This window comes from Dongia sp., assembly GCF_041905885.1.
GTDB lineage: Bacteria > Pseudomonadota > Alphaproteobacteria > Dongiales > Dongiaceae > Dongia.
This window is the reverse complement of sequence record NZ_JAYRKD010000007.1, coordinates 83488-103582: the sequence shown is the minus strand read 5'-3', so window position 1 is coordinate 103582 and position 20095 is coordinate 83488. Positions and strand designations below refer to the sequence as shown.

Sequence of the window (20095 nt, the reverse complement as noted above, 5' to 3'; positions counted from 1 at the left end):
GGGAAGAAGAGCGCATGAGCAATTCCTCAGCCTGCCTGGCATCCCAAGCGGCCACGCCGCGCGGCAGCGGGTTGGCGGCTTTCGTGCTGGGCGGGGTTTTGCTCGGCACGATCGGCGTCTTTGTCGCCGGGGCCGGCACGGATGCGGTTACCACGACCTGGTTTCGCTGCGCCTTTGGCCTCATCGGGTTGACGGTCTGGATGATCGCGCGCCGGCGGCGGCGGGCGCTGCTGCCGGGGCGTCGCGACATGCCTTGGGTCGTCGCCGCGGCGGTGCTGATGGTGGCGGCCTGGGGGTTGTTCTTCTTTGCGATCGCGCGGACCTCGACCGGCGTTGCGGTGGTGCTGTTTCACCTGCAGCCACTCTGGGTGCTGGTGCTGAGCGCCGCCTGGCTGCGCGAGCGGATCGGCGCGCGGCAGATCGGGGCGGTCTCCGCCGCGATCGTCGGGCTGGTGCTCGCGGCCGGCGTGCTGGAGCATTCGGGAAGCGCGGCGGGCTCCGGCTACGGGCTCGGCATCGCCGCCTGCCTGGTCGGCGCCTGCTGCACCGCCGGGGTCACGGTCATCGCCCGGCAGCTGGGTACATTGCCGATCGGCCAGCTGGCCTGGTGGCAATGCGCGATCGGGACCCTGGCACTCGCCCCCTGGCCCGTGCAGGCGGGATGGCCGGCATGGGGATTGTCCTGGGCCTGGCTGGCGGGGCTGGGGCTGATCCATACCGGGCTGGCCTATGCCCTCATTTATGAGGGTACGGCGCGGCTGGCCGCCGGGCGGATTGCGGTGCTGCAATTTATTTATCCGGCGGTCGCGATCCTGATCGACTGGTGGTATTTCGGCCAGACGCTGAGCGTAGCACAGCTCGCCGGCATCGCGGTGATCGTGGTCGCCATCGGCTTCGCGGAGCGGCGGTAAGGCGGGACTCGACATCCCCGCCCGGCTGCTGCTTTCATCCTCCCATATTCTTCAGGAATTGCGTGGGAGTCGAAGATTGGCCGCGAGGATCTACGGCATCAAGAATTGCGACACGATGAAGAAGGCCTTCACCTGGCTGGACAAGCACGGCGTCGCCTATGACTTCCACGACTACAAGAAGGAAGGCGTGGCCAAGGCCGCGCTGCAGAAGTGGTGCAAGGCGGCGGGCTGGGAGACGGTGCTGAACCGCGCCGGGACCACGTTCCGGAAGCTGCCGGAAGGCGAGCGGGCGAACCTCACCGAGGCCAAGGCGGTCGCGCTGATGCTGGCGCAGCCGTCGATGATCAAGCGGCCGGTGGTCGAGACCGGCGGGGAGATCGAGATCGGCTTCAAGCCGGAGCGCTACGCCGCGGTGTTCGGCAGGTAGGGCTGGATCAACCTCTTTGCGCAGTCTGAAATGCTCAGGCTGCATCAACCCCCTCCCTAGCCCTCCCCCATCTTGGGGGAGGGAAATCATGCGGGCGCTGTCATAAACTGCGGGCTGGTCGACAGGGAACGGACGGATGCGACACGCGGGCAGACAGATGAGCAAGCGGCTGCTGCAGTTGGCGGTCGCGGTCTGCTGCCTGGTGCCGATCGCGGCCGGCGGCGCGGGCCTGGTGCTGGGGCCGGCGCTGGTCGGTGACGCCGGAGACGGGCGCGACCTCGACAGTCATTTCCGTTATCTCTCCGGGCTGCTGCTCGGGATCGGGCTGGGCTATGCCGCGTCTATCCCCGGGATCGAGCGCAAGCGGGTGCAGTTCACCCTGCTCAGCATGATCGTGGTGATCGGCGGCGTCGGGCGGCTGCTGTCGCTGTTCGCGATCGGGGTGCCCTCGCCGGTCATGCTGGGCGCGCTGGCGATGGAGCTCTTGGTGACGCCGCTGCTCACCGTCTGGCAATGGCGGGTGGCGCGGCGCGCCGGCGGGCGGTTCCTGTCGTGATGACCTATGCGCAATACAACGCCTTCTGCAAGAAGCTCGCCGCCACGACCCATGTGGTGCAATGGGGCGGCGCGCATGTCTGGAAGGTCGGCGGCAAGGTGTTCGCGATCGGCGGCTGGCATGATGACCACCCGGCCTTCACCTTCAAGGTCAACGACATCGCCTGGGAGATGTTGAAAGCAACGCCGGGCTGCCGGCCGGCGCCCTATCTCGCCTCGCGCGGGATGAAGTGGATCCAGCATTACGATACGCCGGGGCTCAGCGACCAGGAGCTCAAGGACTATATCCGGCAGTCGCATGCGATCGTGGCGCGCGGCTTGTCGAAGAAGAAGCGGATCGCGCTGGGGCTGCCCGTGGGAGACTGAGGAGGCAAGGCGATGCGGCGATCTGTGTGCGTGTTGGCTCTCTGCAGCCTTTTCGCGGCAGCGCCGGCCGCGGCCCAGGACATCGCGGTCGATCTCGAGTTGATCCTGGCGGTCGATGTCTCCCGCTCGATGGATCCCGACGAGCAGCAGCTGCAGCGCGACGGCTATCGCGCGGCGCTCACCCATCCGGACGTCATCGCCGCGATCGGCAGCGGCGCGCGCAGGAAGATCGCGCTCTCCTACATCGAATGGGCCGGGCCGGCGGTGCAGTATGTGCTGGTCGACTGGCGGGTGATCGACGGCGCGGCGGCCGCCGGGGATTTCGCCGCAGCATTGGCGGCGGCGCCGATCCAGGGCTATCGCGGCACCGCCATCGCCGACGGGATCGTGTTCAGCGCGACCCGGTTCGACGACAACGGCGTCCAGGCGACGCGGCGGGTGATCGACGTCTCCGGCGACGGGCCGAACAACATGGGGATGCCGATCGAGCTGGCCCGCGCGGCGGTCATTCGCAAAGGCATCACCATCAACGGCCTGCCGATCATGATCAAGGCGCCCGGCGGCTTCGCCGCGATCGCCGATCTCGACGTCTATTACCGGGATTGCGTGATCGGCGGCGCCGGCGCCTTCACCATCGTGGTGCGCTCCGCCGACCAGTTCGCCGAGGCGATCCGGCGCAAGCTGGTGCTGGAAATCGCCGGGGCCACGCCGGCATCGCCGTTGCTGCCCGCCACCACCATTCAAGCTGCCGGCCGCAGCGACTGCATGATCGGCGAGAAGCTGCGGCGGCAGTGGATGCAGGAATAGCGATCGTCAGGCGCGCTGATGAAGGAATTGCGCTAGCCGCGCTTGGGCCGCTTCACCGCGCGGAGCTTGCCGCTGCGGGCGCCGCCGCAGAAGAAGCGGTCCTTGCCGTCGGATTCCAGGCCGGAGATGAAACTGCCTTCCGGCATCACCAGCGCTTCCTCGACCTTGCCGGTCTTGGGATCGATCCGGCGGAGCTCGCTCTCGTCGCCTTCCCAGGTGGCGTGCCAGAGCTCGCCGTCGACCCAGGAGACGCCGGTCACGTAGCGGTTGGATTCGATGGTCCGCAGGACCTTGCCGGTCGCGGGGTCGACCTGGTGGATCTTGCGGTCGTGGTATTGCCCGACCCAGAGCGTGCCCTCGGCCCAGGCCATGCCGGAATCCTTGCCGTCGCCCGGCGAGGGAATGGTCGAGAGCACGCGGCCGGTCGCGGGGTCGATCTTCTGAATCCGCTTCTCGGCGATCTGGTAGAGATGGGTGCCGTCGAAGGCGGTGCCGGCATGGGCCGGAACGTCGAGCGCGCGCAGCGGCCGGCCGCTTTCGGGATCGAGCGCGTTCAATTTGTCGCCGGAAGCGAACCAGACGTTCCGGCCGTCGAAGGTGACGCCGGCCACTTCGTTGATACCTTCGAAGGGCCCGTATTCGCGGATGATCTTGGCGGCGGTCCTGGTCATGCTGCTCTCCTATGCCATCGTGTTCACAGCCAAGCTAAGCATCGGCGAGCGGCGCCGGGAGTAACAAGGTGGTCGCGAATCCCGGAACCGGCGGCGTGGTCCAGCGCTGGGCGCGGCCGCGGCCGAAGGATTGCACCTTGCCGGAAGCGGCGAGGTCCTCCAGCGCACGCTGCACCTTGCGCTGGCTGGCGCCGAGCGCCAAGGCCAGGGCCGAGCTCGACCAGGATTCGCCGTCGGCCAGGAAGGCCAGCACCGCGGCATGCTTCTCCTCGACCGGCCGGGCCAGCACGAGCACGTCGCGGGCGCGCGGCGCGAGCGCGAAGCCGTCCCGGGTCGCGGTCACCTGCGCCAGCGGCCACAGCACCGCGCGCAGGCGTCCGATCTCGACGCGCAGCCGGGCGCGGTGCGATTCGTCGGCGCGTTTGGCATTGAAGGCACGGGCCACCAGCGCATCGCGCGAAAGATCGCCGGGCCAAGCCTCGGCCAGGGCCTGGGCCAGCGCGAACAGCACCGGGCGTCGCGTCAGCATCACCGACTGGCGCGGGTCGCGGACCAGATAGCGGCAGGCGTCGATCACCAGCGCCTGCGCAGCCTGCAGAGCCTCGACCTCGGCGAGGCGCAGCAGCCGTTCTTTCCCGCCGGCGATCAACCGCGCCGCGGGTGCGTTCAGGATCTCCGTGGCGCGCTCGACCTCGGCGATCAGGCCGGGGATGCGCGCGGCCTCGGCGGCGCGTCTGGCGCGGGCGAGCGCGGCCCGGGCGGGTTTCGCGCGCAGCCGCCGCATCGCGATGCCGGCGGCGACGAGTTCATGCCCGGCGCGCAAGGCCGGCGGCAGGCGCGCCGGTTCCAGCGCGGCGAGCTTGCTTTCGGCCTCGGCCAGATGACCCAGCAGCAGGAGACGGCGGACCTCGAGATGCAGGGCATGCGCGGCATTGGCGCGGTCGCCATGCTGCTCCAGGGTCGCCCGCGCCGCGTCCAGCGCCTTGGCCGGCCAGCCGAGATCGCGGCAGACGAAGGCGATCTCCGCCTCCGCCAGCACGCAGCGGGCGCGGGCCAGGGATTCGCGCGGCCCGAAGGCGCGGCCGGCCTTCTTCACCAGCAGCCGCGCGCGCTCGAGATCGCCGAGCTGCGCCATGGCGATGCCGCGCAAGGCCAGCGCCGCCGCGTCGTCGCGCAAGGCGATCCGGTTCAGCGCCGCGATCGGGTCACCGGATGCCAGCGCCCGCGCCGCGGCGGTGATCAGCGAGTCCATCTGGCATCCATCGGGTGAAATCCCGCCACACTTGTCACTCCCAGGTCGCTATGGCCGGAGCTTAAGTCTAGCGCACCGGAAACACCAACCAAGGAGCGACCATCATGACCACCCATGCCACGGCTTCACGGGAGAAATGGCTGCAGGCGCGGCTCGACCTGCTGGCGGCCGAGAAGGACCTGACCCACCGCAGCGACGCGGTCGCGGAACTCCGCCAGGCTTTGCCCTGGGTCCGGGTCGAGAAGGACTATGTGTTCGAGACCGAGGCGGGCCCGGCATCGCTGAAGGAGCTGTTCCAGGGCCGCTCGCAGCTGATGGTCTATCATTTCATGTTCGGCCCCGACTACACCGCGGGCTGCCCGTCCTGCTCGGCGATCGCCGACGGATTCGACGCCGTGATCCCGCATCTCAGCCATCATGACGTGATGCTCTGGGCGGTGTCGCGGGCGCCGCTCGCCAAGCTCTCGGGCTACAAGAAGCGGATGGGCTGGGAATTCCCCTGGGCCTCCTCGGCGGGGAGCGACTTCAACGCCGACTTCAACGTCTGGTTCACCGACCAGCAGCGGCAGGCCGGCACCATCGAATACAACTACAAGCGCGGCGGCCATGCGATGGACGCGGCGCAGTATCCGGAGCCGGTCCGACAATTCGCGGCGAGCTGCGGCACCGACGCGCCGACCTATACCCGCGACCGGCCAGGCCTCTCCACCTTCGTGCTCGAGAACGGAGTGGTCCATCACACCTATTCCGCCTATGCCCGCGGGGTCGATGGGATCTGGGGCATGTACCAGTTCCTCGACCGCGCGCCGAAGGGCCGCAACGAGCAGGGCATCTGGTGGAAGCGTCACGACGAGTACGGGAAGGCGTGACGCCCGGGAGGAGCCCGTCAGATGAGCTCGCATTTGCTCGACAAGGACCTGCCGTCGCAAGCGGCGGATGTTCTCCGCTTCGCCGCGGCGCCGGTCTTCGGGCTCCTCGCCTTTACCAGCGGCGGCGCCGCGCCGGACATGCTCTGCATGCACGCGGCGTCGTCCTGGGGCGGGATGGGCCTGATGTATGGACTGATGGCGGCGTTCCATCTGGCGCCATGGCTGAGGCTGGCTTCCCGACCACGCTGAGTTGTATTTATTACTTGCGTCGGTCTGCGGTCTGAACTGAACTGACGATGTTACGCTTGGGGCGGGGCACGACAACAGTTCCGAATGGATAAGCGCGAGTTCCTGGAGATTCAGGCCATTGCTAACCCAAGCGTGAAGACGGGATTCCTGTCTTCGACAGTCATACCGCTTGAAGCCATAGCCAACGCCTTCATCGAGGCCACAAGGGGCACGCCTCTGCAGCCGTTCGCCACGGCGAAGCCGGCAAAGTTGAGCGGGTGGGACGGATTCCGTGTGACGCTGCATCCGAACGCCATGCCGGTGGAGATTCTTGCCGACAGGATCACCCTTCGTGTCAGCATCATTCGTTTCAGTGCAATCACGAGCCTTACGGGTCCCGGATATCACGCCTTCGTCATCGCTTGCATGGATGCGGTGCAGGCCAAGCTCGGCTTGAAATGGGACTACGTCGGGACAAGCGATGACCAAACCGGCTACGCCCGGACTCGCGATTTCTCCGGCCTGCAGCATGAGATGGCACGCTTCTTCAGGAACCGCTGCCGCCAGGTCGTCGAAGGGCGAATCCGCCCCAGAGTCGCCGGAACACCAGCAGCCTACCTCGGCATACCTATCGGCGCGGCTTGGGAAGGGGACGGAAACGAGATCCTGACCAACTTCGGGCCGAGGTCGTTCGAGGAAGTCGAGCAGTGGTCGGCGCTCGAGGGCGATTCGTTAGCAGCCGCGGCAGCCGATTTCTTCCCATGGTGGGGCCAGGGTTTCGAGGGCACCTTCTATCGCGGAGTCGCACTCGAATTGATGTGGCGACGCATGCGTTGGGCGAAGCTGTTCGAGCGCAGCGAGGGAACCTTGATTGCCAATGTCCTCAACTGCCTGAGTGAAGCGATGCGGCACGGACACCGATTACCCGTTTCGCTCAGTGTCATCAGCGAGATCTTGACACTGGTCGGTCCGGAGGCGCCCGAATTCCCTCATTCAAAGGGCATCGGATATCGTCGCCGCAACGTCCCGATCACGATGAACGGGTGGTCCGTGAGCGTACCCGGCAGCCTCGTTCTTGAATCCACCGAACCCGGAGGCTGTGCCGTCGGGAACGGCGCCTTCAGGGTACAGGTCTCGGACGGCATTCTCAGTCCCGGCGCGGATCACGGGGGCGAGGCACTCGCCCCCGGTGAGGTTGCAAGGGATCGCGGCTTCTACCCCGCCGATGACGGCAAGGGATTTGTGCTGGATGCCGTGGTGCGGACGCCATCCCTGCGAGGACCAGAACACCTTTGCTTGGTCAAGATCTGGATGGCGGATGAGAAATGGCGCAATCTCGCCGAGGCAATTGTCGATTCGGTCACGCTGACAAAGACATAACCGGCTTGGTGGAATCGGATGTCGAAAGCGACGCGCGCGACCAAGGCGCTGGAGCAGGCAAAGGTCGCCTTCACCACCCACACTTACGACTATGATCCCGACGCGGATAAGGTCGGCATACAGGCGGCCGAGGCACTAGGTGAGTTACCGGCGCGCGTGCTGAAGACGCTGATGGCGCTGGTCGATGGCAAGCCGGTCTGCGTGATCCTGCCGTCGGACAAGGAAGTCTCGATGAAGAAGCTGGCCGCGGCCTTTGGCGGCAAGACGGCGCAGATGATGAAGCCCGCCGACGCCGAGCGGATCTCCGGCTACAAGGTCGGCGGGATCAGCGCCTTCGGCCAGATGAAGCCGCCGCGGGTGGCGATCGAGGCCGAGGCGATGGCGCACGACCTGGTCTACATGAACGGCGGGCAGCGGGGCTTGCAGGTGCGGATGAAGCCCGGCGACGCGGCGACCGCGTTGAACGCAATCGTCGCGCCGCTGGTGGCGTGAGCTAGGTTGCGGGCTGCAGCTTGTCCTGGGTCTTGGTCTCGAAGTCCTTGGCGTCGTGACGCTCGTGGAGCTGGTCCTTGGGCTCGCCCGACATCCGGTTGACCATGCGGCCGCGCTTCACCGCGGGACGGGCATAGAGCATGTCGGCCCAGCGGTTGAGGTGCTTGTATTCATGCGCGCTCAGGAACTCCGAGGCGCCGGTATAGGAGTAGCCCTTCGCGACGCCGCCGTACCAGGGCAGGATCGCCATGTCGGCGATCGTATATTTGTCGCCGGCGATGTATTCGGTCTTCGCCAGCTGCTTGTCGAGCACGTCGAGCTGGCGCTTCGTCTCCATGGCATAGCGGTCGATCGCGTATTCGATCTTGACCGGCGCGTAGGAGAAGAAGTGGCCGAACCCGCCGCCGAGGAAGGGCGCGCTACCCATCTGCCAGAACAGCCAGGAGAGGACTTCCGCGCGTTCCGGCGCCGTCGCCGCCGGCACGAAGGCGCCGAACTTCTCGGCGAGATAGAGCAGGATCGCGCCGGATTCGAAGACGCGGATCGGCTTCGGTCCGCTGCGGTCCATCAGCGCCGGGATCTTCGAGTTCGGGTTGACCTCGACGAAGCCGCTGCCGAACTGGTCGCCGTTGATCCTGATCAGCCAGGCATCATACTCGGCGCCCTTGTGGCCCGCGGCGAGCAGCTCCTCGAGCAGGATCGTGACCTTCTGGCCGTTCGGCGTCGCCAGCGAATAGAGCTGCAGCGGATGCTTGCCGACCGGCAGCACCTTCTCGTGGGTGGCACCGGCGATCGGCCGGTTGGTGCTGGCGAACTCGCCGCCATTGGGCTTGTTCCAGGTCCAGACTTTCGGCGGCGTGTAGGCGGCAGTCTCACTCATGGGAAATCTCCAGCACTAAAGGAATTTGTTGGGAGAATAGAGACTCAACGGGGACGCTTGAAGGCCTTGCGTGCGCGCTCGACCTTGGGGCGAATAACACAGTCCTCGACATGGTCATTGACCAGGCCCATGGCCTGCATGAAGGCATAGATCGTGGTCGGGCCGACGAATTTCCAGCCGCGTTTCTTCAGCTCCTTCGAAAGCGCGATGGATTCGGCGGAGGTCGCGGCGGTCGAAGGCTTGGCGGACTTGTCAGCTTCATAGCGCCAGAGGAAGGCGGCGAGCGAGCCTTCCGCCTTCACCATTTCCCGCGCGCGATGCGCGTTGTTGATGGCGGCCTCGATCTTGCCCCGATGGCGGATGATGCCTTCGTTCTTCAGCAGGCGCTCGACATCGCGCGCGGTGAAGCGGGCGACTTGGTTGAAGTCGAAGCCCTTGAAGGCGGCACGGAAATTCTCGCGCTTGGCCAGAATGGTGCGCCAGGAGAGGCCGGACTGAAATCCTTCCAGGCAAAGCTTCTCGAACAGGCGGAAGTCGTCATCGACCGGATAGCCCCACTCGTTGTCGTGGTAATGCGGGAATTCCGGCGCCGATCCAGCCCAGCGGCAGCGCAGCTTCCCGTCGGCTCCCCTGACCGTGCTCATGAAATCTCTTGCTCCAGCCATTCCTCCATCAGGCGCACTTCGCGGCGGATGAAGGCTTCGTCGTGGAAGGCATTGGCCAGCGACGCGACGCCCTGGCTGCGCGCCAGGAGATGCAGCGCCAGCGCGTCGGCATCGGCCTTGCGGCCGAGCGCGGCGAAATGCTTGGCGAGCCAGGCGCGGAACAGGCCGAACAGCCGGCCGGCGTCCGGTTGTGACGGATGGTCGAGCTTGGCGAGCTCCGCGGTCAGGGTGCCGACCGGGCAGCCGTAGCGCTTGATGTCGCCGCGGTTGGCGACGAGGATATTGATGAAGCTGCGGATGCTTTCTGCCGGCCCTTCGGCCGCGCGCTCCCAGCGCTCGAGCATGCGCGCGGTCTTGGCGAGCCGCGCCTCGATCACGGCGTCGAGGATCTCGTCCTTGGATTTGAAGTGGTGATAGAAATTGCCGCGCGAAATCTCCACCACCGCGGCGATATCGGCGAAAGAGGTATGCGCGTAGCCCTGCCGGTAGAAGAGATTATCGGCGGCGGCGACGATCTCAGCGCGGGTGGTGGTCTCTTCGGGCATCGGCTCCTGCAGCAACTTGGACGCTCGTCCTAGCCCGGAGACTAGGACAAGCGTCCAAGCGCCGTCAAGAGCCGATCAGTTGGGCGCCGATCAGACCCGGGCCTCTAAAACCAGGTTGAACGGCGTCTCGACCGCGCGGCGGAACTGCGAGAAGCCGGCCTTGCGGAAGACCTCGGCCAGCCGCGCCTCGCCGGCCTGGGCGCCGAGCACCAAGCGGCCGCCTTCGGAGATCGCATGGGCGGTGCAGATCATGGTCGAGGCGGCGTAATACATCCGCCCCACGGGCGAGATGTTGTCCTCGACCCGGTCGTTGGCAAAGGGCTCGACCAGCATGACCGTGCCTTCCGGCGCCAGCGCCTTCCTGGCATGGGTGGCGGCAGCGACCGGATCGCCCATGTCATGCAGGCAGTCGAAGAAGCAGATCAGATCATACTTCCCCGGATAGTCGTCGGCTTTCGCCTTGGCGAAGCTCACCTGCCGCTCGACGCCGGCCTTCACCGCCGCCTGGTTGGCTTCCAGCACCGATTCCGCATGCGCATCGAAGCCGCGGAACTTCGAGTTCGGGAAGGCCGCCGCCATCAGGTTGGTGGAATGGCCGTGGCCGCAGCCGACATCGGCGACCACCGCGCCGGCCTGCAGCTTTGCGGTGACGCCGGTGAGCGCCGGGAGCCATTGCTGGACCAGGCTGGCGCGGTAGCCGTTGCGATAGAAACCGGCGACGCCGCAGTAGAGGCGATGATCGTGATCGCCCCAGGGAATGCCCTTGCCGGTCCTGAAGGCTTCGACCGCCTTGGCCTCGTCCGCCCACATCGAGGCCGGGACCTGCCAGGCCAGCGGAATGAAGGCCGGGCTCTCCTCGTCGGCGAGCACGAAGGCCTGTTCCGGCGTGAGCTCATAGGTGTCGCTGATGGCGTGGTAGTTCACATAGCCGCCGGCGACCTGCGAGCCCAGCCATTCGCGCACATAGCGCTCGGCACAGGCGGCACGGCCGGCGAGATCGCGCGCGGTCATCGGCCCGGCCCCGGCCATCGCCTTGTAGAGGCCGAGCTTGTAGCCGAGGCTGACCATGACGCCGCCATAGCCGGCGGAAATGTCGTTGATCACGCGGCCCATCAGCGCTTCGAGCTTCTGGGGGTTGATGGCCGCAACTTCGATTGTATCCATGCAATTCTCTCCGTTTCTCGACCGCAGGGGTTGACCCGTGGGGGACTCTGCGTCGCACCGGAGAATGACGGCGGTCACGCCGCGACGGCAGAGCGGGACTGTCCAGAATGGGGTCGTTTGTGCCAGTTTCGCCGCCGCCATGACCCGCTCAGCCATACCCGCGCCAGGACAGCAGCCGCTCCATGTGAGCCTGGTCGCCGTGCCCGAATGCGCTATCTCGACCTTGAGCGGGATCTTCGACGTGATGAACGCCTTCTCGGTGCTGCCCAAGGAGACGCCCGGGCTGCTGGCGCCTGCACCCTTCACCGTCGAGGTGGTCGGGCGCGAAGCCGGCCCGCTCGATCTCGCCAGCCGCGTGCCGGTCATGGTGGAGCGCGGCATCGATGCGGTGACGACAACCGACATCATCATCGTACCGTCGCTGTTCATCAGCCCGAACGGCTGGGAGCAGGGGCGCTATCCGGAGCTGGTCGCTTGGTTCAAGGCGATGCATGCCCAGGGCGCCCTGCTCTGCTCCGCCTGCTCGGGGATCTTCCTGCTGGCGGAGACCGGCCTGTTCGACGGCATGGAGACGACGGTGCATTTCGGCTATGCCCGCACCTTCGCCGAGACCTTCCCGAGAGTGCCGAGCCATCCTGAGCGCGTGCTGGTGATCGCGGGGAAGAACGAGGAGCTGATCACCTCGGGCGCCTCGATGACCTGGCACGACATGGTGCTCTACCTGATCAGCCGGCATGCCGGCGCCACCGCGGCGCAGACCGTCGCCCGCAGCTTCGCTTTGCAATGGCATCAGGACGGGCTCGCCCCCTATATCGTGTTCGAAGGGCGCACCGATCACGGCGACCGCGCGATCCAGACCGCGCAGGACTGGGTCGCCACGCATTTCTCGGTGGTCAACCCGATCGAGGAGATGGTGAAGCGCGCGGGGCTTGCCGAGCGCACCTTCAAGCGGCGCTTCACCGCCGCGACCGGGTTGAGCCCGATCGCCTATGTGCAGCGGCTGCGGATCGAGGATGCCAAGCGCCGGCTGGAGCGGACCGAGAGCCCGGTCGATGAGATCGGCTGGCAGGTCGGCTATGAGGAGCCGGCTTTCTTCCGCCGCCTGTTCAAGCGGGTCACCGGCCTGACGCCGGGCAGCTATCGGCGGCGCTTCCGAATCCCGGATTACGCGCGGTCAAAGAAGAAGACGGTCTAGCTAGAAGCCGAGCGATTGCTGAGCCGGCGGCGGCGGGCTGAGGTCGACGCCTTCCAGCGCCAGCATCTTCACTTTCGAATCCGCGCCGCCCGGCGCGGAGAAGCCGCCCACCTTGTTGCCGGCCGCGAGCACGCGATGGCAGGGGATGATCAGCGGCACCGGATTCTTCGCCATGGCCTGGCCGACGGCGCGCGCCGCTTCCGGTCCGGCGCCGAGTTCCTTCGCCAGGCTGCCGTAGGTCGTAACCTGGCCATAGCCGACGGTGCGGAGCGCGGCATAGATCCGGCTGAAGAATTCGTCCTGGCCATCAAGGTCGAGCGCGATGTCGGTGAAGTCGACCGCTTCGCCGGCGAAGTAGCGCTGCGCGGCGCCGATCGCGTCGGCGACGGCGGGCGGCGGCGTGCCCGGGCGCGCGGCCGGGAAACGGCGCAGCATGTTGCGCTCCGCCATGGCGGCGTCCCGGTCCGGGAGCTGGAAACGGGCGATCCCGGCCGGCGTCCAGCCGATGGCGCAGAAACCGGCCGCAGTCTCGAAAACGGCGTAATGATGCGACGCTTGAGTCATGGCGCGAATCCTTCAATCCTTGGAGTATGACATGGGGCCGCCCGACTGGAAACGCGCTCCGATTCTTGCTGAAATCCGGCCTGGAAGCGAAAGGATGCGGGAGCATGGTCATGATCACCGGCGGATGTCTCTGCGGCGCGGTGCGCTTCACGGTCTCGGAGGGTCCGATCACCGGCCGGGTCTGCTGGTGCAAGGTTTGCCAGAAGCTCGGTGCCGGCGGGCCGGCGGTCGGCGCGGCGTTCAAGTCCTCCGCGGTCACCGTGGCCGGCGCGCTGAGCGACTATGAGAGCAGCGCCGACAGCGGCAACAAGATGCACCGGAAGTTCTGCCCGGTCTGCGGCACCCCGCTGTTCAGCCAGGCGGAATCGCGGCCGAACCTGGTCTTCATCCGCGCCGGCGCGCTCGACGATCCGGAGATCGCCAAGCCGAGCTCGACCATCTGGGTGAGCAGCGCGCCGAGCTGGGCCAGCATCGATCCAAACCTGCCGCAGATCGCCGGACAGCCGGCGCCGATCAAGGCGGACTGAGCCGCCTACTTCTTCTCGTCGAGGATCGGCGCGAAGCCGCCGTAGATCATGCGCTTGCCGTCGAAGGGCATCTGCTCGCCCCATTCCTTCATGCGCGGGTCGGTCATGATCTTCTTGTTGGCTGCGTCGCGGACTTCCTTGGACGGGTATTCGATCCAGGAGAAGACCACGGTCTCGTCGTCCTTGGCCTGCACCGCGCGGCGGAAGTCGGTGACCTTGCCGTCCGGCACGTCGTCGGCCCAGGCTTCCATATGGCGGAGCGCGCCGAACTCCTTGAACAGCGGCCAGGCCATCGCCGCCATCTTGCGGTAGGCCTCCTTATTGGCTTTCGGCACCGCGAGCACGAATCCATCGACGTAGGACATGCTGCCTCCCTGTTTCGGGTTACGTCCAACTTAAATGGGACTGGACACGAAGGGTTCCCGAGGGCGCAGGCAAGGGCAACGTCCGATGCGCACGGTGGTTCTCCGAGAGGATGCAACGTGCCGGAGACGCAAATGAGCGAAGCCAGCATCAAGCGCGCGGCGCTCTATCGCATGGTTACGCCGGAGCATATCTGCCCGTTCGGGCTGAAGTCGCGCGACCTGCTGCGGCGCGAAGGCTACGCGGTCGAGGATCACCGGCTGCGGAGCCGCGCGGAGACCGACGCCTTCATGGCGGAGCAGCAGGTGAAGACCACCCCGCAGACCTTCATCGCCGGGGAGCGGGTCGGTGGCTACGATGACCTGCGCCGGCATTTCGGCAAGCCGGTGCCGGATCCCAAGGCCACCAGCTACCAACCGGTGGTCGCGGTGTTCGGCATGGCGCTCGCCATGGCCCTGGCGGGAAGCTGGGCCAGCCTGGGCGATGTGCTGACCCTTCGCACCGCCGAGTGGTTCGTCGCCTTCTCGATGTGCATCCTGGCGCTCTTGAAGCTGCAGGATCTCGAGAGCTTCTCCAACATGTTCCTGGGCTACGACCTGCTGGCGCAGCGCTGGGTGCGCTATGCTTATCTCTATCCGTTCGGCGAGGGCCTGGCCGGGGTGCTGATGGCGGCCGGCGCCTTGACCTGGATCTCCGCCCCGGTCGCGGCCTGCATCGGCACGATCGGCGCCATCTCGGTGATCAACGCGGTCTATGTCGAAAGGCGCGCGCTGAAATGCGCCTGCGTCGGCGGCGGCAGCAAGGTGCCGCTCGGCTTCGTGTCGCTGACCGAGAATGTCATGATGGTGGCGATGGCAGGCTGGATGGCGTTCAGGACCTGGGCTTGAACGCCGCAGGGAGGCCGGCCAGCCAGCCCGAGACCAGCGAAACCTTCGCCGCCGTATCCAATCCGCCCGCCTCCAGGCTGCGCCAGGTCGAATAGGCGAGCGCATGGCGCAAGGTCACGCCAAGCTGGCGGGCCGCAGCGCCTTTCCACCGAAAGGCAGCGGCGAGGGACGCGGCGACCGCATCCAGATGCTCTTCCACCTCGGCCAGCACCGGCTGGATCGGCTTCACCAGGCCGACGTCGCGATAGACCACCGCCCACATGCCGCGTGTCCCTGCGTAGTAGTCGAAATGCGCGGCGAGCGCCGCCGCGGCGCGGGCGGCCGGGTCCTTGATCCCGTCCCAGAGGCCGGCGTCGGGCAAGGGGTGCCGCGCGCCCCAATGCGCGGTGCAGGCGGCGAACATCGCGGCCTCGTCGGGGAAATGTCGGTAGAGGGTCAGGCGCTGCACCCCGGCCCGCTCGGCGATGGCGCTCATCGGCGTGTGGGCCGGACCGAGCTTCTCGTGCAGCGCGACCGCGGCCTCGACGATGCGCTGCCTCGTCTCCGCCTGGGATTCCGCCCGGGCCGACAATCGATAGGACCGCTTTTTTGTGCGCTTCGTCACGACCACCTCATTCAGTGAACATAGTCGTTCACTGGATTGTTGACCAGCCCCGCCCCGCACCGCTACACGATTTTCACGAAACAAGGCTGTTCACCCAAATAATCGATAATCCAGACCCGAGAGGAAACCTGCCCGATGTCGACCAATGAAGCCCTGACCGCCCCGATCCTGACCGCGCCGCGCCGGCTCGGCAGCGACTGGACGATGTTCAACGCCTGGGCGCCGCTGCCCGGCCTGGGTGCGATCGCGATCAATTCCCTGCTGCTGAAGGGCCGGGAGCCGGTGCTGGTCGATACCGGCATCGCGCCGCTGGGCGATGCCTTCGTGGCGCAGCTGGAGCAGGAGATCGATCCCGCGGAGATCGCCTGGATCTGGATCAGCCATGCCGACGTCGATCACATCGGCGCGCTGCAGAAGGTACTGGACCGGGCGCCGAAGGCCAAGGTGGTGACCGGCTATCTCGGCATGGCCAAGCTCGGCCTGCTCGGCTTCGACATGAGCCGGGTGCAGTTCCTGGAGCCGGGCTCGGTGTTCGAGGCCGGCGGCCGCCGCCTGCACACGGTGCGCCCGCTCTATTACGACGCCTCGGAGACGATGGGCTTCTTCGATCCGGCGGCGTCGCTGCTCTACACGGTGGATTGCTTCGGCGCGGTGCTGCCCGCCCCGGTCGATTCGGTCGAGGATGTCGCCGCGGCGGACTTCCGCAACGGCATGATGACCTGGTCCGGGATCGATTCGCCCTGGCTGAAGGGCGCCGACCGCGCCGCACTCGGCCGCGGCCTCGCGGCGATCGACCGCCTGGCGCCGGCGCATATCGTCTCGGCGCATCTGCCGGTGCTCGAGGGCCGCGCTTCGACGCTGACCGGCCCGATCGCCGAGATCTATTGCCATGGCGCGCTGCTGCAGGATCCGGCGAATACCGAGCCGGCGCTGGCGCCCTTCGCACTGGCGGCTTAATTCCAGCAGCGAGTCTGCGGCACCCCCACCACCCGTCCGCGAATGCGGACATTCGTCCGCGGGGCCTCCCCCAAAGATGGGGGAGGGCTTAGGCGGCGCTCTTCAGCTTCACGCCTTCGTGGGTGAGCAGCCATTCCTTGCGGTGAAGGCCGCCGCCATAGCCGGTCAGCGAGCCGTCGCGGCCGATCACGCGGTGGCAGGGCACGACGACGCTGATCGGGTTCAAGCCGTTGGCGGCGCCGGCGGCGCGGATCGCTTCCGGCTTGCCGGCGCGGGCGGCGAGCTGGGTATAGGTCCAGGTCTTGCCCGCGGGGATCTTGCGCAACACCGCCCAGACCTTGCGCTGGAACGGCGTGCCGGCGCTCTCGACCGGGATGGCATCGATGGCTTCGAGATCGCCGGCGAAGAAGGCCTTCAGCCCGTCCATGACCGGCCAGGCCGCGGCGATGCTCTGGTCGAGCTTCACGCCGCCCGAGGCGCGATAGATCCGCGCGAGGCCGGTTTGCATCCGGGCTTTGTGGTCCGCCCAGTCGAGGACGCGCAACCGGCCCTGATCGTCGGTCGCGATCAGCGCGACGCCGATCGGCGTTTCGAGACGCGACAGGGCGAAAACCAGCGGCTGCTTCGGCATGGCGATGAGCTCCATGGGGGCACTCCTTATTCTCATAATCTTGTGATGCGCGGAAGATGGGACCGCGGCGTCGATGGCGGCACTCCGGTTCTTGCACTCGCGCGGGATTTGGTGATGGGATGGCGGCAGGTATCAGGGAAACGCCGGATGCGGACCACTTGGCTCGCCGCTCTCGCTATCGTCGCGCTCGTCATGGACGCGGGTGCGGCGCGCGCGGAAACTCCGGCGACCAAATTTCTGCTGCTGACCGATGGAACCGACCTGGCGCTTTGGTCACCGGCCATTCCGTTGCTCGAGGCGGCCGGACTGCGCATCCAACTGTTGCAGCCCACCGCCGATGTTTCCGCCGCTGAAACGCGATGGGCCTTGGAAGACGGCCCCACGGTTCTGGTCGGCGCCGGCTGGAACGGCACGGCCCTGCAGGCAATCGGCAGCGATCCCCGGGTCGCGGCGCTGGTCTATCTGGCCGCCTCGGCACAAGAAGCCGGCAAGGATTTCAATGCGCTCGCCGCGAGGTTTGCCGTGCCGGCCGAAGCCGTCCAGCGGATGTCAGCCGCCGCTCCGATCGATGCCGCGGCCTTGGCCAAGAAGCCGCGCTTCTATGCCGTCGCGTCGCAGGATGCGGCCCTGCCGGCGGCGCTGCAGCGCTTCTATGCCGCGCGGATGAAGGCGAAGACGATCGTGCTGGACCGGATGGCGGCGCATCCGCGCGCGGTCGCCGGGTTGATCCTGGAAGCGGCGGGGATGAAGCCGGCGGCTTGCGGTGCGGCGGAGGATGACGGAAGCCACGCCTGCGCCGCGCCGGCGCTGCCGCGCTCGATCGATGCGGGCTGCAAATGCAGCAAGGAACCGCTGGAGTCGCTGCCGGCGCCTTGAGGCTATTTCGCCGCCGCTGCCGCCGGCTTCTGTTCCGGCGCGAAGACCGTGATCGCCTTCGGCAGCAGGTTGAAGCGCGCCGGGGTGAAGGTGACCAGTTCGCCGTCGGTGTTGATCGGGCGCGGACGCCGGGTGCGGATCTCGAAATGCTCGCCCTTGGTGGCGCGCACTTCCTCCCAGAGGCCGTGGCGGCCTTCGCGGAAGGCCTTGGCCATCAAGAGCAGCTTCCAGAGCCGGTCGACCTCCAGGGAGTAGAGGTCGAGATGGCCGTCGTCGATGGTGGCGCTCTCCTCGACCGCCATGCCGCCACCGTAGTAGCGGCCGTTGCCGATCGCGATCTGCAGTGTCTTCACCCGCGCGGTGCCCTCGGCGCTGGAGATCTCGGCATGGAAGGGCCGCGCCTGGCTGAGCACGCGCAAGGCGGTCAAGGCATAGCCGAGGCGGCCGAAGCGGCGCTTGGTCTCGCGGGTGAGGGAATTGGCGAGGTCGGCGGAGAGGCCGATGCTGGCGACGTTGAAGAAGTGATGGCCGTTGACCTCGCCGATGTCGATCTCCTGCTTGCGGCCGGCGGCGATCACGTCCGCCGCCTGCTCGATGTCGGTCGGAATCCCCAGCGTGCGGGCGAGGTCGTTGGCGGTGCCGGTCGGCAGGATGCCGAGCGGGAGCCCGGTCTTGATCAGCGCCGGCGCCACCGCGTTGAGGCTGCCGTCGCCGCCGGCGATCACCACCGCCTCGCCCTCCTCCGCATGTTCCTCGATCCAGGGCGTCACCTCGGTCGGCGATTGCGGCGAGGTGACGGTGAGATCGACGCCGGCGGCATTCAACCGCGCGATTGCGATCCCGGCCGCGACGCCGCCGGAGCGGCTGTTGCGGTTGATCACCGCGAGCATGCGGCGGCGCTTCGCGGGCGCGGCGGGAGAATCGGTGGCGGTCTTGGTCTCGGTGGCCGTCATCGCGTCTCAGTCGTTGGGGTGGGCGTTGAGGGCGGGCGTTAAGGTCGGGGGATTGGGATGTTGGGGTAGGAACACGCGGGACAAGGGGCGGTTGCCGGAAAATGACCGGAACCTGACCCCTTGACGGAACGGGTTTCGAAAACCACCTGAGCAGGACCCTGGTCCGGGCCCCTCTGATGCGCCGCGTGTCGGCATGCGCATGATGTCGGACCTTTTCCGACGTCGTCCGCCGACCTTGCCGCTCAATCGGGGGATGACTTTATGCACAGCCTGCTGGACCCGAGCCTCCCGCACATCGCCTTCCTCACCGCCGAGGTCATGGGCAAGCCGGCCTGGATGTGGCTTGGCTTCCTCGGCGTGGTCACCGCCCTGCTCGGCTTCGATCTCGGCGTGCTGCACCGGAAGAGCCATGCCATCGGCGTGGGCGAAAGCCTGTAGATGAGCGCCAGCTATGTGGCACTCGGCCTGGGCTTCGGCGCCTGGGTCTGGTGGTCGCTGGGCGCCGCCTCGGGCATGGCCTATCTCACCGGCTTCGCGATCGAGAAGGCGCTGGCGATGGACAATGTCTTCGTCATCGCCATGATCTTCTCGTATTTCGCCGTTCCGCGGGCCCATCAGCACCGGGTGCTGTTCTGGGGCATCCTCGGCGTCATCCTGCTGCGCGCGATCATGATCGGCGCGGGTGCGGCGGTGATATCGCAGGCCGATTGGGTGCTCTACATCTTCGCCGGCTTCCTGATCATCACCGGCATCAAGATGCTGTTCGCGGCCGATAAGGAATACGACCTCGGCTCGAACCGGCTGCTGAAATGGGTGCGCCGGCGCTGCAACGTGACCGCCAACCTGCACGGAGAGCGCTTCTTCGTGCGACAGAGCGACGACGCGGGCCGCCGGCGCTGGTTCATGACGCCGCTGTTCCTGGCGCTGATCACGATCGAGTTCGCCGACGTGATCTTCGCGGTCGATTCGGTGCCGGCGATCTTCGCCGTCACCACCGACCCCTTCATCGTCTATACCTCGAACATCTTCGCGATCCTGGGCCTCCGCGCGCTCTATTTCGCCCTGGCCGCTATGGTCGAGCGCTTCCACTACCTGAAATACGCGCTGGCGGCGGTGCTGGTCTTCATCGGCGCCAAGATCTTCGCCGCCGACATGCTGGGATTGGCCAAGATCCCGCCGGTGCTCTCGCTCGGCGTCACCCTGGCGCTGCTGGCCGCCGGCGTCGGCTACTCGCTGTGGAAGACAAGGGGGACGGCGGCCGGGGCTGAATCCATCAAGTGAGCGCATTCCGCCGGCGTCGGCCTTGAATTGGCCGGCCAATGGCCG

General features: G+C 67.0%; 27 protein-coding genes. 16 read left to right on the top strand and 11 right to left on the bottom strand.

Annotated features, from left to right (window positions below; genetic code table 11):
• The first annotated feature begins 14 nt into the window (after positions 1–14).
• The 5 genes from ACH2CY_RS09395 to ACH2CY_RS09375 all read left to right on the top strand — a co-directional run bounded on the left by ACH2CY_RS09395 (position 15) and on the right by ACH2CY_RS09375 (position 3066).
• Positions 15–911 carry a DMT family transporter gene (locus ACH2CY_RS09395; protein WP_395018422.1) on the top strand — a complete coding sequence of 299 codons (897 nt, stop codon included), beginning with the start codon at positions 15–17 and terminating at the stop codon, positions 909–911.
• A gap of 76 nt (positions 912–987) precedes the next feature.
• The gene (locus tag ACH2CY_RS09390) at positions 988–1338 is read left to right on the top strand and encodes an ArsC family reductase (protein WP_395018421.1); all 351 of its coding nucleotides are present in this window, start codon (positions 988–990) and stop codon (positions 1336–1338) included.
• Positions 1339–1495: 157 nt separating this feature from the next.
• Positions 1496–1894, top strand: coding sequence for a DUF4345 domain-containing protein (locus ACH2CY_RS09385; protein WP_395018419.1), 399 nt, complete (start codon positions 1496–1498; stop codon positions 1892–1894).
• Complete coding sequence (locus ACH2CY_RS09380) at positions 1894–2259, top strand: MmcQ/YjbR family DNA-binding protein (protein ID WP_395018417.1); 366 nt, start codon at positions 1894–1896, stop codon at positions 2257–2259. Before ACH2CY_RS09385 ends, ACH2CY_RS09380 begins: the two co-directional genes overlap by 1 nt.
• 12 nt (positions 2260–2271) lie before the next feature.
• Positions 2272–3066 carry a DUF1194 domain-containing protein gene (locus tag ACH2CY_RS09375; protein WP_395018416.1) on the top strand — a complete coding sequence of 265 codons (795 nt, stop codon included), beginning with the start codon at positions 2272–2274 and terminating at the stop codon, positions 3064–3066.
• Positions 3067–3098: 32 nt separating this feature from the next.
• On the opposite strand, the gene ACH2CY_RS09370 is transcribed toward ACH2CY_RS09375, so the two are convergent.
• Both ACH2CY_RS09370 and ACH2CY_RS09365 read right to left on the bottom strand, forming a co-directional pair.
• On the bottom strand, positions 3099–3737 hold the full coding sequence (locus tag ACH2CY_RS09370; protein ID WP_395018415.1) for a PQQ-binding-like beta-propeller repeat protein: 639 nt from the start codon (positions 3735–3737) through the stop codon (positions 3099–3101).
• A 34-nt stretch (positions 3738–3771) separates the two neighbouring features.
• Positions 3772–4989, bottom strand: a complete 1218-nt coding sequence (locus tag ACH2CY_RS09365; protein ID WP_395018413.1) for a hypothetical protein — start codon at positions 4987–4989, stop codon at positions 3772–3774.
• A 104-nt stretch (positions 4990–5093) separates the two neighbouring features.
• On the opposite strand from ACH2CY_RS09365, the gene ACH2CY_RS09360 reads away from it, so the two are divergent.
• The 4 genes from ACH2CY_RS09360 (at position 5094) to ybaK (ending at position 7958) form a co-directional block, all read left to right on the top strand.
• Positions 5094–5858: a DUF899 domain-containing protein gene (locus ACH2CY_RS09360; RefSeq protein ID WP_395018411.1), complete on the top strand. Its 765-nt coding sequence runs from the start codon at positions 5094–5096 to the stop codon at positions 5856–5858.
• Positions 5859–5879: 21 nt separating this feature from the next.
• The gene (locus tag ACH2CY_RS09355) at positions 5880–6107 is read left to right on the top strand and encodes a hypothetical protein (protein WP_395018409.1); all 228 of its coding nucleotides are present in this window, start codon (positions 5880–5882) and stop codon (positions 6105–6107) included.
• An 84-nt stretch (positions 6108–6191) separates the two neighbouring features.
• Positions 6192–7466: a hypothetical protein gene (locus ACH2CY_RS09350; RefSeq protein ID WP_395018407.1), complete on the top strand. Its 1275-nt coding sequence runs from the start codon at positions 6192–6194 to the stop codon at positions 7464–7466.
• 18 nt (positions 7467–7484) lie between these two features.
• Entirely contained in the window at positions 7485–7958 is a 474-nt protein-coding gene (gene ybaK, locus ACH2CY_RS09345) for a Cys-tRNA(Pro) deacylase (RefSeq protein WP_395018406.1), read from the top strand.
• Position 7959: 1 nt separating this feature from the next.
• Here ybaK and yghU read toward each other — a convergent pair whose 3' ends face one another.
• The 4 genes from yghU to ACH2CY_RS09325 all read right to left on the bottom strand — a co-directional run bounded on the left by yghU (position 7960) and on the right by ACH2CY_RS09325 (position 11212).
• On the bottom strand, positions 7960–8838 hold the full coding sequence (yghU, locus tag ACH2CY_RS09340; RefSeq protein WP_395018404.1) for a glutathione-dependent disulfide-bond oxidoreductase: 879 nt from the start codon (positions 8836–8838) through the stop codon (positions 7960–7962).
• 44 nt (positions 8839–8882) lie between these two features.
• The gene (locus ACH2CY_RS09335; protein WP_395018402.1) at positions 8883–9482 is read right to left on the bottom strand and encodes a DNA-3-methyladenine glycosylase I; all 600 of its coding nucleotides are present in this window, start codon (positions 9480–9482) and stop codon (positions 8883–8885) included.
• A complete protein-coding gene (locus tag ACH2CY_RS09330; protein ID WP_395018400.1) occupies positions 9479–10048 on the bottom strand; it encodes a TetR/AcrR family transcriptional regulator in 570 nt (189 codons plus the stop codon). The genes ACH2CY_RS09335 and ACH2CY_RS09330 overlap by 4 nt, the downstream gene beginning before the upstream one ends.
• Before the next feature lie 90 nt (positions 10049–10138).
• Positions 10139–11212: a class I SAM-dependent methyltransferase gene (locus tag ACH2CY_RS09325; protein ID WP_395018398.1), complete on the bottom strand. Its 1074-nt coding sequence runs from the start codon at positions 11210–11212 to the stop codon at positions 10139–10141.
• Positions 11213–11396: 184 nt separating this feature from the next.
• Here ACH2CY_RS09325 and ACH2CY_RS09320 point away from each other — a divergent pair, with 184 nt between their 5' ends.
• Positions 11397–12407 (top strand): GlxA family transcriptional regulator, encoded by a 1011-nt coding sequence (locus tag ACH2CY_RS09320; protein WP_395018396.1) that lies wholly within the window; start codon positions 11397–11399, stop codon positions 12405–12407.
• On the opposite strand, the gene ACH2CY_RS09315 is transcribed toward ACH2CY_RS09320, so the two are convergent.
• Positions 12408–12971 (bottom strand): methylated-DNA--[protein]-cysteine S-methyltransferase, encoded by a 564-nt coding sequence (locus tag ACH2CY_RS09315; protein WP_395018394.1) that lies wholly within the window; start codon positions 12969–12971, stop codon positions 12408–12410. It abuts the gene before it with no gap.
• A 104-nt stretch (positions 12972–13075) separates the two neighbouring features.
• On the opposite strand from ACH2CY_RS09315, the gene ACH2CY_RS09310 reads away from it, so the two are divergent.
• Positions 13076–13498 (top strand): GFA family protein, encoded by a 423-nt coding sequence (locus ACH2CY_RS09310; protein WP_395018392.1) that lies wholly within the window; start codon positions 13076–13078, stop codon positions 13496–13498.
• 5 nt (positions 13499–13503) lie between these two features.
• On the opposite strand, the gene ACH2CY_RS09305 is transcribed toward ACH2CY_RS09310, so the two are convergent.
• Complete coding sequence (locus tag ACH2CY_RS09305; protein ID WP_395018390.1) at positions 13504–13863, bottom strand: DUF1428 domain-containing protein; 360 nt, start codon at positions 13861–13863, stop codon at positions 13504–13506.
• A gap of 132 nt (positions 13864–13995) precedes the next feature.
• Here ACH2CY_RS09305 and ACH2CY_RS09300 point away from each other — a divergent pair, with 132 nt between their 5' ends.
• Positions 13996–14748, top strand: a complete 753-nt coding sequence (locus ACH2CY_RS09300; protein ID WP_395018388.1) for a MauE/DoxX family redox-associated membrane protein — start codon at positions 13996–13998, stop codon at positions 14746–14748.
• Here ACH2CY_RS09300 and ACH2CY_RS09295 read toward each other — a convergent pair.
• Positions 14732–15352 carry a TetR/AcrR family transcriptional regulator gene (locus ACH2CY_RS09295; protein ID WP_395018386.1) on the bottom strand — a complete coding sequence of 207 codons (621 nt, stop codon included), beginning with the start codon at positions 15350–15352 and terminating at the stop codon, positions 14732–14734. The two genes, ACH2CY_RS09300 and ACH2CY_RS09295, sit on opposite strands and share 17 nt — an antisense overlap.
• A 135-nt stretch (positions 15353–15487) precedes the next feature.
• On the opposite strand from ACH2CY_RS09295, the gene ACH2CY_RS09290 reads away from it, so the two are divergent.
• Positions 15488–16309, top strand: coding sequence for an MBL fold metallo-hydrolase (locus ACH2CY_RS09290; protein WP_395018384.1), 822 nt, complete (start codon positions 15488–15490; stop codon positions 16307–16309).
• Between the two features lie 88 nt (positions 16310–16397).
• On the opposite strand, the gene ACH2CY_RS09285 is transcribed toward ACH2CY_RS09290, so the two are convergent.
• The gene (locus tag ACH2CY_RS09285; protein WP_395018383.1) at positions 16398–16955 is read right to left on the bottom strand and encodes a methylated-DNA--[protein]-cysteine S-methyltransferase; all 558 of its coding nucleotides are present in this window, start codon (positions 16953–16955) and stop codon (positions 16398–16400) included.
• 132 nt (positions 16956–17087) lie between these two features.
• Here ACH2CY_RS09285 and ACH2CY_RS09280 point away from each other — a divergent pair, with 132 nt between their 5' ends.
• A complete protein-coding gene (locus ACH2CY_RS09280; RefSeq protein ID WP_395018381.1) occupies positions 17088–17816 on the top strand; it encodes an alpha/beta fold hydrolase in 729 nt (242 codons plus the stop codon).
• Between the two features lie 2 nt (positions 17817–17818).
• On the opposite strand, the gene ACH2CY_RS09275 is transcribed toward ACH2CY_RS09280, so the two are convergent.
• Positions 17819–18769: a lipid kinase gene (locus ACH2CY_RS09275; protein WP_395018379.1), complete on the bottom strand. Its 951-nt coding sequence runs from the start codon at positions 18767–18769 to the stop codon at positions 17819–17821.
• Between the two features lie 261 nt (positions 18770–19030).
• On the opposite strand from ACH2CY_RS09275, the gene ACH2CY_RS09270 reads away from it, so the two are divergent.
• Together ACH2CY_RS09270 and ACH2CY_RS09265 are read left to right on the top strand one after the other, a co-directional pair.
• Positions 19031–19207 (top strand): hypothetical protein, encoded by a 177-nt coding sequence (locus tag ACH2CY_RS09270; RefSeq protein WP_395018377.1) that lies wholly within the window; start codon positions 19031–19033, stop codon positions 19205–19207.
• A complete protein-coding gene (locus ACH2CY_RS09265) occupies positions 19208–20050 on the top strand; it encodes a TerC family protein (protein WP_395018375.1) in 843 nt (280 codons plus the stop codon).
• The last annotated feature ends 45 nt before the right edge of the window (positions 20051–20095 follow it).

Bases quoted from the DNA above. Each gene is read 5' to 3' on its own strand.
- ACH2CY_RS09360 (WP_395018411.1), top strand. From the start codon at position 5,094: ATGACCACCCATGCCACGGCTTCACGGGAGAAATGGCTGCAGGCGCGG.
- yghU (WP_395018404.1), bottom strand. From the start codon at position 8,838: ATGAGTGAGACTGCCGCCTACACGCCGCCGAAAGTCTGGACCTGGAAC.
- ACH2CY_RS09335 (WP_395018402.1), bottom strand. From the start codon at position 9,482: ATGAGCACGGTCAGGGGAGCCGACGGGAAGCTGCGCTGCCGCTGGGCT.
- ACH2CY_RS09325 (WP_395018398.1), bottom strand. From the start codon at position 11,212: ATGGATACAATCGAAGTTGCGGCCATCAACCCCCAGAAGCTCGAAGCG.
- ACH2CY_RS09300 (WP_395018388.1), top strand. From the start codon at position 13,996: ATGAGCGAAGCCAGCATCAAGCGCGCGGCGCTCTATCGCATGGTTACG.
- ACH2CY_RS09365 (WP_395018413.1), bottom strand. From the start codon at position 4,989: ATGGACTCGCTGATCACCGCCGCGGCGCGGGCGCTGGCATCCGGTGAC.
- ACH2CY_RS09375 (WP_395018416.1), top strand. From the start codon at position 2,272: ATGCGGCGATCTGTGTGCGTGTTGGCTCTCTGCAGCCTTTTCGCGGCA.
- ACH2CY_RS09395 (WP_395018422.1), top strand. From the start codon at position 15: ATGAGCAATTCCTCAGCCTGCCTGGCATCCCAAGCGGCCACGCCGCGC.
- ACH2CY_RS09270 (WP_395018377.1), top strand. From the start codon at position 19,031: ATGCACAGCCTGCTGGACCCGAGCCTCCCGCACATCGCCTTCCTCACC.
- ACH2CY_RS09290 (WP_395018384.1), top strand. From the start codon at position 15,488: ATGTCGACCAATGAAGCCCTGACCGCCCCGATCCTGACCGCGCCGCGC.
- ybaK (WP_395018406.1), top strand. From the start codon at position 7,485: ATGTCGAAAGCGACGCGCGCGACCAAGGCGCTGGAGCAGGCAAAGGTC.
- ACH2CY_RS09330 (WP_395018400.1), bottom strand. From the start codon at position 10,048: ATGCCCGAAGAGACCACCACCCGCGCTGAGATCGTCGCCGCCGCCGAT.
- ACH2CY_RS09310 (WP_395018392.1), top strand. From the start codon at position 13,076: ATGGTCATGATCACCGGCGGATGTCTCTGCGGCGCGGTGCGCTTCACG.
- ACH2CY_RS09370 (WP_395018415.1), bottom strand. From the start codon at position 3,737: ATGACCAGGACCGCCGCCAAGATCATCCGCGAATACGGGCCCTTCGAA.
- ACH2CY_RS09380 (WP_395018417.1), top strand. From the start codon at position 1,894: ATGACCTATGCGCAATACAACGCCTTCTGCAAGAAGCTCGCCGCCACG.
- ACH2CY_RS09275 (WP_395018379.1), bottom strand. From the start codon at position 18,769: ATGACGGCCACCGAGACCAAGACCGCCACCGATTCTCCCGCCGCGCCC.
- ACH2CY_RS09385 (WP_395018419.1), top strand. From the start codon at position 1,496: ATGAGCAAGCGGCTGCTGCAGTTGGCGGTCGCGGTCTGCTGCCTGGTG.
- ACH2CY_RS09305 (WP_395018390.1), bottom strand. From the start codon at position 13,863: ATGTCCTACGTCGATGGATTCGTGCTCGCGGTGCCGAAAGCCAATAAG.
- ACH2CY_RS09315 (WP_395018394.1), bottom strand. From the start codon at position 12,971: ATGACTCAAGCGTCGCATCATTACGCCGTTTTCGAGACTGCGGCCGGT.
- ACH2CY_RS09285 (WP_395018383.1), bottom strand. From the start codon at position 16,955: ATGGAGCTCATCGCCATGCCGAAGCAGCCGCTGGTTTTCGCCCTGTCG.
- ACH2CY_RS09280 (WP_395018381.1), top strand. From the start codon at position 17,088: ATGCGGACCACTTGGCTCGCCGCTCTCGCTATCGTCGCGCTCGTCATG.
- ACH2CY_RS09355 (WP_395018409.1), top strand. From the start codon at position 5,880: ATGAGCTCGCATTTGCTCGACAAGGACCTGCCGTCGCAAGCGGCGGAT.
- ACH2CY_RS09265 (WP_395018375.1), top strand. From the start codon at position 19,208: ATGAGCGCCAGCTATGTGGCACTCGGCCTGGGCTTCGGCGCCTGGGTC.
- ACH2CY_RS09350 (WP_395018407.1), top strand. From the start codon at position 6,192: ATGGATAAGCGCGAGTTCCTGGAGATTCAGGCCATTGCTAACCCAAGC.